The sequence below is a fragment of the Nitrococcus sp. genome (assembly GCF_059432795.1).
Map to the genome: position 1 here is coordinate 1 of NZ_JBXWZQ010000101.1, position 11,869 is coordinate 11,869.

Annotated in this window: 11 protein-coding genes; 5 read left to right on the forward strand and 6 right to left on the reverse strand. The window is 63.2% G+C overall.

What is annotated here, in order from left to right:
• From AC52Q4_RS07450 to phaC, 3 genes are all read right to left on the reverse strand, one after another.
• A partial coding sequence (locus AC52Q4_RS07450) for a 5-(carboxyamino)imidazole ribonucleotide synthase (protein WP_495536182.1) occupies positions 1-922 on the reverse strand: 922 nt, incomplete at its 3' end.
• A 5-nt stretch (positions 923-927) separates the two neighbouring features.
• Complete coding sequence (gene purE, locus AC52Q4_RS07455; RefSeq protein WP_495536172.1) at positions 928-1,419, reverse strand: 5-(carboxyamino)imidazole ribonucleotide mutase; 492 nt, start codon at positions 1,417-1,419, stop codon at positions 928-930.
• Between the two features lie 87 nt (positions 1,420-1,506).
• Entirely contained in the window at positions 1,507-3,294 is a 1,788-nt protein-coding gene (gene phaC, locus AC52Q4_RS07460; protein ID WP_495536173.1) for a class I poly(R)-hydroxyalkanoic acid synthase, read from the reverse strand.
• A gap of 128 nt (positions 3,295-3,422) precedes the next feature.
• Here phaC and AC52Q4_RS07465 point away from each other — a divergent pair, with 128 nt between their 5' ends.
• Both AC52Q4_RS07465 and AC52Q4_RS07470 read left to right on the forward strand, forming a co-directional pair.
• Positions 3,423-4,166: a class I SAM-dependent methyltransferase gene (locus AC52Q4_RS07465; protein ID WP_495536174.1), complete on the forward strand. Its 744-nt coding sequence runs from the start codon at positions 3,423-3,425 to the stop codon at positions 4,164-4,166.
• 190 nt (positions 4,167-4,356) lie between these two features.
• Entirely contained in the window at positions 4,357-5,322 is a 966-nt protein-coding gene (locus tag AC52Q4_RS07470; RefSeq protein ID WP_495536175.1) for a metallophosphoesterase, read from the forward strand.
• Here the strand turns inward: AC52Q4_RS07470 and AC52Q4_RS07475 are convergent.
• Positions 5,316-5,741, reverse strand: coding sequence for a CDP-archaeol synthase (locus tag AC52Q4_RS07475; protein WP_495536176.1), 426 nt, complete (start codon positions 5,739-5,741; stop codon positions 5,316-5,318). The genes AC52Q4_RS07470 and AC52Q4_RS07475 overlap by 7 nt on opposite strands.
• 280 nt (positions 5,742-6,021) lie before the next feature.
• Between AC52Q4_RS07475 and AC52Q4_RS07480 the strand changes: the two genes are divergently transcribed.
• Positions 6,022-7,494 (forward strand): ABC transporter substrate-binding protein, encoded by a 1,473-nt coding sequence (locus AC52Q4_RS07480; protein ID WP_495536177.1) that lies wholly within the window; start codon positions 6,022-6,024, stop codon positions 7,492-7,494.
• A 123-nt stretch (positions 7,495-7,617) separates the two neighbouring features.
• Positions 7,618-8,754 carry an RNA ligase gene (locus AC52Q4_RS07485; RefSeq protein WP_495536178.1) on the forward strand — a complete coding sequence of 379 codons (1,137 nt, stop codon included), beginning with the start codon at positions 7,618-7,620 and terminating at the stop codon, positions 8,752-8,754.
• On the opposite strand, the gene AC52Q4_RS07490 is transcribed toward AC52Q4_RS07485, so the two are convergent.
• Together AC52Q4_RS07490 and AC52Q4_RS07495 are read right to left on the reverse strand one after the other, a co-directional pair.
• Positions 8,725-9,330, reverse strand: coding sequence for an RNA ligase partner protein (locus AC52Q4_RS07490; protein WP_495536179.1), 606 nt, complete (start codon positions 9,328-9,330; stop codon positions 8,725-8,727). The genes AC52Q4_RS07485 and AC52Q4_RS07490 overlap by 30 nt on opposite strands.
• Before the next feature lie 398 nt (positions 9,331-9,728).
• Positions 9,729-10,181 carry an RNA recognition motif domain-containing protein gene (locus AC52Q4_RS07495; protein WP_495536180.1) on the reverse strand — a complete coding sequence of 151 codons (453 nt, stop codon included), beginning with the start codon at positions 10,179-10,181 and terminating at the stop codon, positions 9,729-9,731.
• A gap of 206 nt (positions 10,182-10,387) precedes the next feature.
• On the opposite strand from AC52Q4_RS07495, the gene glnE reads away from it, so the two are divergent.
• A partial coding sequence (gene glnE / locus AC52Q4_RS07500) for a bifunctional [glutamate--ammonia ligase]-adenylyl-L-tyrosine phosphorylase/[glutamate--ammonia-ligase] adenylyltransferase (RefSeq protein ID WP_495536181.1) occupies positions 10,388-11,869 on the forward strand: 1,482 nt, incomplete at its 3' end.

The following is an 11,869-nucleotide window of genomic DNA, read 5'->3' on the forward strand; positions in this document are numbered from 1 at the left end:
CACACGGACGTAGCAGCTGCGTGGACCCCATGGGCAGGCCGCAAACCGTTCGCACCTGCTGCTCGAAGTGGCTGGTGATACAGGCATCGAAACTGAAATGCCCGGAGTAGTGCGGCCGGGTCGCAAACTCGTTGACCAGCAAGCCCTGATCGGCCGTGGCGAAGAAATCCACACACAACACGCCTAACACATCGAGCGCTTCCAGAACCCCGCGCGTAATCTCCAGCGCCTGAGCCTCGTCACCCGTTGGTAAAGCCGCCCCGGGTTGGTATTTATCCTTTTTGTTTTTGCGTTGTGGGTTCTCGATTACCCCATTGTGCGCAATGGCGCCGTGGTGGCCGCGCGCGCCCACGACGGAGACTTCGTGCTGGAAATCGACGAAACGCTCCAATATCGACTCCACGCCCCCGTTCGCCAACCAAGCCGCCTCCGCATCCCCCGGTCCGTTGATTCGCGCCTGTCCTTTGCCGTCGTAGCCGTACCCCGCCGTCTTGAGCACGGCCGGCGGCGGGATGCGTTCGAGCGCCGCCGTCAATTCCTCGCGCGACTTGACCGGAAGAAAGGGAGCCACGGGAAAGCCGTTAGCGGCGAGAAACCCTTTCTCGCGGCAACGGTTCTGGATGGTATGCAGCACCTCGCGCCGGGGCCGAACCGGAGCGTAATGCGCCACACGCTCAGTGGCCACGGAGGGGACGTTCTCGAACTCGAAGGTAATGACGTCGACTTTGCGTGCGAAAGCCGTCAGGGCCGACAAATCCTCGTAGTCGGCATCGATTTCAAGATCGGCGACCTGCCCGGTCGGGGTTTCCCGATCCGGGGAATAGGCGTGCACTCGATAGCCCATGCGGCGAGCGGCGATCGCGAACATACGCCCGAGCTGCCCACTGCCGAGCACACCGAGCGTGGCACCGGGCAATATCACCTCGCTCAAGGCAATGTATCCTCCATCACCGCGCGCGTCTGGCGCTGGCGATAGGATTCCAACGCCTGCTGCAGCTCGGGTTGGACCTTCGCGAGCAGCGCCACGGCGAACAAGGCGGCATTGCGCGCACCCGCCGGACCGATGGCAAACGTGGCCACCGGTACACCGCCGGGCATCTGCACGATGGACAACAGCGAATCGAGTCCTTGCAAAGCCTGACTCTGGATGGGAACGCCGAGCACGGGAACGGTCGTATAGGCGGCGATCATGCCCGGCAGGTGAGCGGCGCCTCCGGCACCGGCGACGATGACCTCCAGTCCTCGCTTTCGAGCCTGCAGCGCGTACTCGCGCAGCCATTCCGGTGTCCGATGCGCCGAGACAATACGCGACTCATGTGCAACGCCGAATTCAGCAAGCACCTCGGCGCTGCAACGCAGCGTCGACCAGTCGGACTTGCTGCCCATGATCACGCCCACTCTGGGCTTGTCCTCGGCCATCTCATCCCCGCGACTCGATAAGAGGTTGTGATCTTAGCAATGATTCGGCACTCGTGGTCAACGCTCTGCCACGGCGATCGGGCGGGGTCAATCGTGGCGTTCCCTGACATAGCTGCCCGGTGCGTCCTCGATAGGCTTGAGCCCGCCCGCCCCGACACGACGGGCTGCGACCTTGGCACCGCCTTTCTGGTTCAACCAGTCGCGCCAATGCGGCCACCAGGAACCCGCATGCTGCTCGGCGCCGCTGAACCACTCCTCCGGATCCTCCGGGGTCGCGGTATTCGTCCAGTAGCCGTATTTGTTCTTGGCCGGCGGATTGATGACTCCGGCAATATGCCCGGAGCCGCTGAGCACGAACCGCACGCGACCGCCAAGCAAGCGGATGCCGCGATAGGTCGTTTTCCACGGCGCGATATGGTCTTCGCGCGTGGAAAGGAAAAACGCCGGCACCTTAACCTTCGTCAAATCGATCGGCTCGCCGGCAAGCACAAGACCACCGGGTTCGCGCAGCCGATTCTCCAGGTACATATTGCGCAGGTAGAACGTGTGCATGCGCGCCGGCATGTTCGTGGAGTCCTGATTCCAAAAGAGCAGATCGAACGGGAACGGATCCTCGCCACGTAGGTAATTACTCACGAAAAAAGACCAGATGAGATCGTTCGCGCGCAGGCTGCTCATGGTGCTGGCCATCTGCTGGCCGGCGAGATAGCCGCGGCGCTCCATCTGCTGCTCCAGGGATTTCAGCTGATCCTCGTCTATGAAGATCTCCAACTCGCCGGGATTCTCGAAGTCCAGGAGGCTGGCGAAAAATGTCGCGCTGTGCGCGCGCCGGTCGCCTCTTGCCGCCATATACGCCAAGGTGCACGCAAGCAGCGTCCCACCCAGGCAATACCCGACGACGTTGACCTCTTTTACGCCCACGGCCTGCTCGATGGCACCCAGCGCAGCGATCGGCCCCTCCAGCATATAGTCGGCGAAGGATTTACCGGCGAACTCGGCGGTCGGGTTGCGCCAGGAGAGGACGAACACGGTATGACCCTGCTCCACCAGCCACTTGATCATGGAGTTCTTCGGCTGCAGGTCGAGAATGTAATACTTGTTGATCCACGGCGGCACGAACAAGACCGGGCGCTTGTAGACCTGCTCGGTCGCCGGCTCGTATTGGATAAGCTGGGCGAGCTCGGTTTCATGGACGACCTTGCCGGGCGTCAGGGCGAGATCCCGACCGAGCTCGAAGGCCTCCGGGTCGGTCATGCGGATTTTCAAAGCGCCGCCGCCGCGCTCCAGATCTTCCAGCAGGTTATTGAGCCCCTTGAGCAAATTCTGCCCGCGGCTTTCGATGGTCTTGCCCAGTATTTCCGGATTGGTGGCGAGAAAGTTGGAAGGCGATAGCGCATCGATGAACTGCCGCGTGTAGAAATCGATCTTCTTCTCGGTCTTGTCGTCCAGCCCTTCGATATTCTTCACCGTATTGTGAATATAGTCCGCGGTAAGCAAATACGATTGCTTGATGAAATCGAATAATAGGTTCGACTCCCAGGATTCGTGCTTGAAGCGCTTGTCCTTCTCGTGCGGACGGATCATCGGCTCGATATCGAAACCCATCATGCGCAGCGTGGAACGCTGCATGAGCAACGCATAGTCCTGCCAGAACGCGAGCTGGCTCTGCGCCAACTGCATGGGATCGGCCATTAAACGCGCGTACATATCCTGAAAGAGCCTGCTCATACGCACGGTATCGCCCATCGAAAGATGATGGGCGGATTCCTCACGCGCCAGGAAATCCCGCACCAACTGCTGGCTCCTGCCCGCAATCTCGGCAAATGCGCGAGACAGCTCCGCCGGCGTGGTGGCCGCTGCGGTATAATCACTCATGGCTTTGCGCTACCTTCATTGCGACTGATGTTTCAACGAGCTAATCCGGCATGCGTACCATACCGTGCCTTTCCGGTACAGCCAAGTTAATCAGTGACTTGCCAGCATCTGGCGGCATAGCCGGGATTTTGCCAATCGGCGAAGAACATCACAGCGCAGCCCGCCGGCTCGCAACGCGTCTTGGTACAACGCTGCTCGACTGCCCTCCGAGCCAGGGGTTGTACCTCGCTTGCGCTACCCAGGGGCTTTGGCTTCGGCTGCGCACGGCGCGCCGAGAGCTCGCCATTCGCGCGGATCTCGGCGCGGGAGGTCAAGCGCGTCGAGGCGGGCGCGCCAGCCCCCGCGGCGAGGCCATTGCCCGGGCCTGCGGCCTGCTGCGCCATGGTCCGCGTCACGTCGTGGATGCGACCGCCGGACTGGGGCGTGACGCGCACATTCTAGCGCGCGTAGGGGCGCGGGTGACCCTGATCGAGCGCTCTGCGGTGCTCGTCATGTTACTGGAAGATGGGCTTGAGCGAGCGGCCCGCCAAGACCGGAACCTGAGCTGGCTCGAGCGTATGCGCCTCATTGCGGGCGACGCCGCCGCTTGGCTTCGAAGCGCGGCAGCGCAGGAACGACCGGAGGTGGTGTTTCTCGACCCCATGTATCCACCCCGGGCCAAGGCCGCGGCGCCCCGCAAGGAAATGCAGGTGCTGCAGGCACTGCTCGGTGGCGTTGACGATTCCCATCGCTTGCTGCAGGCAGCTCGCGAAACCGCCTCGGACCGGGTAGTGGTCAAGCGTCCCCGCCACGCGCAGACGCTGGCACAACAAGCACCACATTACCAAATTGCCGGGCGCAGCACACGCTTCGACGTCTATTTGCGCGACTGAATCCGGTCGGCCGGCGGCTCGCGGAAGAGCACCTCAGCGGCCACGGGCCGTCGGGATGCCGAACCAGCGTGCGCTCCCATCTCGCGTGTGGGCGTTTCCGGATGGAATCGGAGGCGCTAGAGTGGGGACCCAACCCGCGCGGCCGATTTGAACTCGACCCGCGATCGACGGCGCTTCGAGCGAGAAGGACATGAACGACCCTGCACGACGGCGCGATTCGACGGATACGCTCAGCGCACGGCTAAAGCCCATGCACCTGCGCCAGCGTCTGGGCATCGAATCGGAAGGCGAAGCGCCGGTGTTCGGCCGCGGGCGCACCTATTTTCATCCGGAGAATGCGTTATCCTTGCGGCGGTTACTCCAGCTGGCTTTGCGATTGACCGGTCTCTATCGTCGCGGCCAGCGCAATGCCCGAGATCTTCGTGTCGTCCACCATCGGCTTCCGATCCGGAATCTGCCGCCGGCGCTGGCCGGTTTGCGGTTGCTGCACATCACGGACCTCCACCTCGATGTCCATCCGGACTTCCCCAGAATAGTGGCCGAGCGAGTCAAGGGACTCGATTACGATGTCTGCGTGTTGACGGGTGATTATCGCTATCGTACTTGCGGCCCGCTGGAACCGGCGCTGGACGGTCTTCGTCATCTGCGCCGGTCCCTGCGCCACCCCGTGTATGCCGTGCTGGGGAATCACGACTCCATCCGCATGGTGCCGCAAATGGAGGACATGGGCATTCGCGTATTGGTCAACGAGTCGGACCGCCTCGAGCGTGACGGCCAAAGTCTCTATCTCGTTGGCGTCGACGACCCGCACTTCTTTCGCGCGGACAACCTCGAGAGAGCCTGCAGCGGCGTCCCCGACCAGGCGCCCTCCATTCTCCTGTGCCACTCGCCGGAGCTGTTTCGGCAAGCGGCGCACAGCGGTTTCGACGCCATGCTCTGCGGTCATACCCACGGTGGTCAGATACGTCTGCCGGGGGGAATCCCGGTACTTACCAACGCCGATTGTCCGCGCCGCTTCACCGCCGGTGCCTGGCGCTACCGGACGCTGTACGGCTATACCTCGGTGGGCGCCGGCTCCTCGATCGTGGATGTACGGTTCAACTGTCGACCGGAAGTGGTAGTGCACACATTGCACCCGGATCAGGCGGCTCAATAGGGCTGCTTGCGAACGCCAACGGCATAGAGCAGCGCCGATAGCAACAATGCGAGCAGTAAGAACGCTCCGCTCACGGCAATGACCTCAACCCAATCGAGACCAAACGCCCCATGCAGAACCGAGGCGGGTAGCAATGATTCCGGGATCTGATCGAGACCCGGAACCATGCGGCTCGGCTCGAGGCCGAAACGCCGCTTGAGAAAACTCGAAAGCAGGTCCCCTGCCATTGCCAGCGCGCCGACAGCGAGCCCAACGCGCGCAGCGTAACCCAGTAGCGGCGCCGCCAGAGCCGTTGTGAGCAAGGCGGAGACTATACCGCGCGGGGTTTTCGAACGGCCGAGCAGCGGCCGCCCGTCGAGCCAGCGCCGCCCGCCATCCAATGCTCGGCCAAAACGCTCGCCGAGCAGATTGCACGCCACAATGGGCGCTCCGTTCGCGACCACGAGCAAGATAAGAAGATCGATGACGGAACACCCCACTTGCGCTCAACACCCGCTCGAGAAGTTATGTTCCCCCGGCGCGTTCAGCGCGACCCCGTTCCCTAAAGCCAGCGCACGAGAAAACCGACGCGCCTTCACGACCGTCTTTTTTGTGAACCAGTTGCAAGTTGGTCTCGCGTACCGTATTTGTATCACTTTTCTGAAACGGCACGCGCACACCGGACCATACATGTGCTGACCAAAGCAGGAGAGGTGAATAATGCCTGATTGGGATCACAAAGGCAGCGAAAAACGCCACACCTCTACCGAGCCGCCCCGGCAAAGTATCAATCGGCGCCGCTTTCTCGTCGCCAGCGGCGCGTTGGGGCTTGCCGCGGGCATTGGTCCGTGGATTGTCCCGGCACGCCCTGCCCGTGCCGCGGGCAAGCGCTTGAAGGTGTTGCAATGGAGCCATGTCGTTCCGAGCTATGATGAATGGTTCGACAATTTTGCCCAACGCTGGGGCGAGGAAAACGATGTACGAATCAGCGTTGATCACGTCAGCAGGGCCCAGCTCAGTGCCACCCTGAGCTCGGAGATCTCGGCAGGCTCCGGCCATGATCTCATCGAAATGGGTCCCGCGGCGGCGCAGTTCGAAACCAGCTTGGTCGCTCTGAACGACGTCAACGAGGAAATTCAGCGGGAATTCGGCAAGCCGTACGATCTCGCCAAACGCGTCTCCTACAATCCGGTAACCGGCCGCTACTATGCCGTTTGCCATGGCTGGAGCGCCAATCCCGGAAACTACCGCAAAAGCCTCTGGCAGGCCGCCGCATCGCCCGCCGGTCCGCGCAGCTGGACGGAGCTCGCGCGTGTGGGCGGCGAGATCAAGCGTCGCCAGGGCGTGAAGGTCGGGCTCGGCCTAGCGCAGGAAATCGATTCAAATATGGCCGCGCGCGCCGCGCTTTGGGCGTTCGATACCGCTTTGCAGAACCGATCCGGTCGCGTCGTTTTCGGCAAGGGCAGCCATTACAGCCGCGCTGTCGAGGCGGTCAAGTGTCTGCAAAATCTCTACAATCGCGCGCTCACCGCAGAGGTGTTCGCCTGGAATCCGGCTTCCAACAACCAGGCGCTCCTCGGCGGGCGGGCATCCTTCGTGTTCAACTCGATCTGCGCATACCGCACCGCCCAGCAAATTCGCCCGGATATGGCGAGGGACATATTTTTCACGCCGGCCCTGAAAGGTCCGGGCGGGACACGTTGGATCGATGCCCACATGTTCTACAACTACGTTGTGCCCAAGTTCGCCCGGGACAACGCGCCAACCGCCAAAGCGTTCATCAAGCACTTGGTCGCGAACTACGACATGGCGATCTATTACAGCAAGCTCCATAACTCGCCAAGCTACTTCCGGACCCCCGTGCCACAGGGCGAACGCGGCTATCCGCCGGTGGCCGGCGCGCCGACATTAAACGATCTCAACAACGCTTGGCTGGATAATGACCCATTCAAGTTACCGGGCGAAGTCAGCGGCAAATTGAGCGTGCTCAAGGACGCCGTCGAATGGACCACCAACCTCGGCCATCCCGGCTACGCCAACCCGGCAATCAGCGAAGTATTCAATACCTCCGTGATTTCGAGCATGGTGGCGAACGTCGTACGCGGCGATCTCGCACCGGAGACCGCGGTCAAAGAGGCAGCCGGTCAGACTCGCGCCATCTTCGCGAAGTGGCGCAGGCGCGGGCTCCTATGAGCCTGCGCCGGATCGGCCGGCGTGCCGATGGCGCGCGCTAGAATCGTCCAACGCGAGCCGATGGCAGCACGTCTATTCTAACGGTTGACGGCCGGCGTCTCTCTCGCGCCTGGAGGTCTGTGCATGAGCGCCCGTAAACGCCATCCCGTGGCACCCCGACCCGAGCGCTTCCTCGAGGCACAGGCGCACAATGCCGCGGAGCAGTGCCGCGATTTCGGGATAAGCTACCTGCGCATTCGCAACGATTACCACGGCATACCGCGCGGCGCGGTTCTCGTCGCCGGTCGGGTCATCCCCGACTATCCGCACATCGCGCGCGTCTTCGCGCTAGCCGCCGGCATCCGGCAGAGCTTCAGCGGCACCTTCCAGGTCGAGGAGAAGGTCGACGGCTATAACGTGCGCATCTTTCGCGTGGCGGATCGCTGCGTGGCCGTGACCCGCAGCGGTCGCATCTGCCCCTTCACCACGGACCGCCTGCCGGATCTGCTGGACATGGCGGCACTGGAGTGTCTGCTCACCGAGCAACCCGAGCTCGTTCTCTGCGCGGAAGTAGCGGGCCCCGGCAATCCCTACATGGACGCGGCCTCGCCGCGAGGCGGCGATGACGTGGCGCTGTTCGTCTTCGATATGCTGCGCCAGGACCAGGAGGAATTCGTCCCCCTCGCCGAACGCGATGCGCTCTTGTCACGCTATGGTCTGCCGGTGCCGCGCGGCTTCGGTCGTTTTACGGCGAGCGAGCACGCGGAAGTCGCCGAAATCGTGCGCCGTCTGGATGCCGAGGGGGGAGAAGGGATCGTGCTGAAGTCGACGCTGCGCGATCGGCGGGTGAAATACGTCTGTCCCTCGATCAACGTCGAGGACGCGGCGACGGAGGCGGCCCTGGAACTCGAGCTGCCGGCGGAGTTCTATATCCACCGGGTGGTTCGCATGGTCATGGCGCTGCGGGAGCTCGATCAGCGCGAACGGCTGCGCGCCCTCGGCCCGGCCTTCGGCGAAGCGCTGGTAAGCGGCTTCGACCAAGCCCTGGAGGACATGGAGCGAACCGGAAAATTATCCAAAACCTACCGCATCCGCCTGCGAGAGGAGGCGAGCATCGAGGCATTGCTGACGCATCTCGACCAGAACTCGCGCACCGTCAAGGTTCAAGAGCTCTCGCGCGAGCGTTGCGGCGATCACTGGATACTGAGCTTCCGCAAGACCTTCCGGCGCTCCACGTCCAAGCTCGAAACACTACTCGGCGGGGGGCCCGTTTTCGACTAAATGCTCCAGGATGCCGCGCAGGCGCTCGGGCGGAATCAGGCGCAATCCGCCCTTCTCGGCCCATTGCAACAGCCCCCGGTCGGCGGAGGCAACCGCGCCGTCGAGTTCCACCGCCAACAGAATCACGTCGAGATCCTCGCTGGAATCAAGCAAACCGGTGCGCAAGGCGTCCCGATAGCGGTCCCGCAACCAGCGAATTGTCCTGTCCACGCTGGTCGGCTGCACCTCGCGTACCGCTTTCTCGGCCACCCGCAAGCCCCGGTCGACGCGCTGTCGGATGTCCTCGATGAGCTCATAGAGGAACATGCCGGGCACGGTGATATCGTGGCGACGAGGGGCACGCAGCTTGACCACCAGCTCCAAGTCGGCCGGCCAGCGGTCCGCGTCGGTGAAATGGCGCAGCTCGCCGAGCACGGAAGGGGGCATGTAGAACTCCATGCGCGGACCTACCTGCCGCGCCAGACTGGCGAACTGCGCGAGAGCCGTTGTGGCGTTGTCGCCAAAAACAGCCGCGACGTTCGGGTTCGTAAAAACGCTGGTGTCGAGCACGACGCGCTCGCGTGGGATATCGCTCACCTTCACCCCGCATGGAATTTGTCCGCCTGCAGGAGGGCCTGCGCGTGCGCCTGGAAGGTGACAACAAACGGAGGTCGCCGCCGGCAACCGCAGCCCTGTCACACTTCGCCGCCTTGCCGTGGCAGCAAGCCCATGACAGATACTAGCCAAGTTGCGGTGCGTTTACACGCGGCGCGCCGGGCGGACCGGCGCACGCAAAACCCTTTGCGGTTGGCCTGCGGCGATCGGTCGGCGGAGAGCCCGCGCCCTCGGGAAGAAGACCGCGCCTGCGCGGTGGCATTGGGCGGCTGCGGCTGGTCCCCAGGCGAGCGCCTTTCCATCCTATTGCGTACGCTCGACAAAAAACGCCCCCACCGGTTTCCCGATGGGGGCGGTTTCAAGCCTAACTCGCGTTGTCCTCAAAAGCGACGCGGACCACGGCCCGGCTGCCGCGGCCGTCGTTCCTGCCGTTCCTGCGCCTCGTTGATGCGCAGGGTACGCCCGCCCAGCTCGGTCCCATTGAGAGCCTCGATGGCCGAATCGGCATCGGACGGGGCCATCCGCACGAAGCCGAAACCGCGCGGACGGCCGGTATCGCGGTCGGTGATGAGCCGCACCTCATTCACCTCCCCGTATTGAGCAAACAGGTCGCGCACTTCATCCTCAGAAGCGGTAAAAGGCAGGTTCCCCACATAGATCGATTTCATCATCAAGCCACTCGTCAGTCGACTGCCGTTTTCTACCAATCCGCCGAAGCGGCATGTCATCTCCGAAACCCGGTGGCGGACCCAGGCCACTGGCTTGCGCCCATGGGTCGATTGCTGGGCGACGGATTCCACCGCGGTAGTGTCAAACGGCGCCGCTCGCCGCACGGTGGAATGCGCCGGTCAGGTCACGAACCACTGAGGACATTAGACCAGCCCCGGACCCTTTGCAATGCGGAGACGCACCCGTGAGCCGCCCGAAAACCCGCGCCCGCAAGCCGAAAACGAGCCCTTGGCATCCATGTTTGGAAGGTGGCCGAGTGATGCGTCTCCAGTTGCCTGATGTTCCCATCGCCCAGTAAGCTCCATGATGTATGGGATCTTCCGAGCCATCACAAACGGCGCTCGACGATGCAGTGGCGGCGTTGCCCGAGCCGTTGCGTGAGCCCCTGCGCAGCGCGCTGCACGCGTTCGCCGACCCGGCGCGGCGCCTGGCGTCGGGGGCCGTGCTACGCTCCCTGCCGCCGGTGTGGGCGTGCAGCCATTTCGTCACGCGCGCCTGTGTTCGTGACCCGGAGCTGCTCGGCGAGCTGCTTCACACTGGCGATCTCGAGCAGCCCTACCCCGACGATGGCTATCGGAGCCGGCTATTAGAACGCACGGCCGAGCTCACCGATCCCGAGTCGCTAAAGGTCGCGCTGCGCCGTTTTCGGCGTCGCGAGATGGTACGTATCGCCTGGCGGGATCTTGCCGGCTGGGCCGCGCTCGAGGATACGCTAAAAGAGCTCTCCGCGCTGGCCGAGGCGTGCATCGACGAAGCGCTCGCCTGCCTGGATAAATGGCTGAGCGCGCACTGGGGCATGCCGCGCAACGGCGCCGGCGAACCCCAGCGTCTGGTCGTTCTGGGCATGGGTAAGCTCGGTGGACGGGAACTCAACTTCTCCTCGGACATTGATCTCATCTTCTGTTATCCGGAAGCGGGCAATACCGACGGCGCACGGGCGCTGACCAACGAGGAGTACTTCACCCGACTCGGACGCCAGCTGATCGCCGCGCTCGACGAGCAGACTTCGGAAGGCCAGGTTTTTCGCGTCGACATGCGTCTGCGCCCTTATGGGCAGAGTGGCCCACTCGTCACCAGCTTCAACGGGATGGAGATCTACTACGAGGACCAAGGCCGCGAATGGGAACGCTACGCCATGATCAAGGCGCGGGTGGTCGGCGGCGATTACGCGCGCGGCGCTCAACTCCTCGAGCAACTCAGACCGTTTGTCTACCGACGCTATCTGGATTACGGCGCGCTGGAAGCGTTGCGCAACATGAAGACGCTGCTCGCCCGCCAGATGCAACACAAGGGCCTGGAGCACAACGTCAAGCTCGGGCGCGGCGGAATTCGCGAGATCGAGTTCATCGGTCAGGTTTTCCAGCTCATCCGCGGCGGACAGGAGCCCGCCCTGCGCCAGCGCGGCTTGTTGCCCGTGCTGGATCTGCTTGCCGCGCAGGGCCAGCTACCGGATTTTGTGCGAGACGAGCTCGGCCAAGCGTATCGTTTCCTGCGCCGGGTCGAAAATCGCCTGCAGATGCTCGACGATCGTCAAACGCACGATCTGCCGGACGACTCGCTCGATCGGCTGCGCTTGGCATACGCCATGGGATATGGCGACTACGCCGAGCTGCGCCGGCAGCTTGAAAGTTGGCGGCAAAAGGTGCACGAGCATTTCGATCAAGTGTTCATGTCGCCGCAGGACGGCGCCGGAGCCGATGCGGCGCCGGACGAGCTGGCCGACGTCTGGCAGGGGACGGTGGATGATACGACGGCGGCGGAACGGCTCTCTACGGCCGGCTTCCAGGAGCCG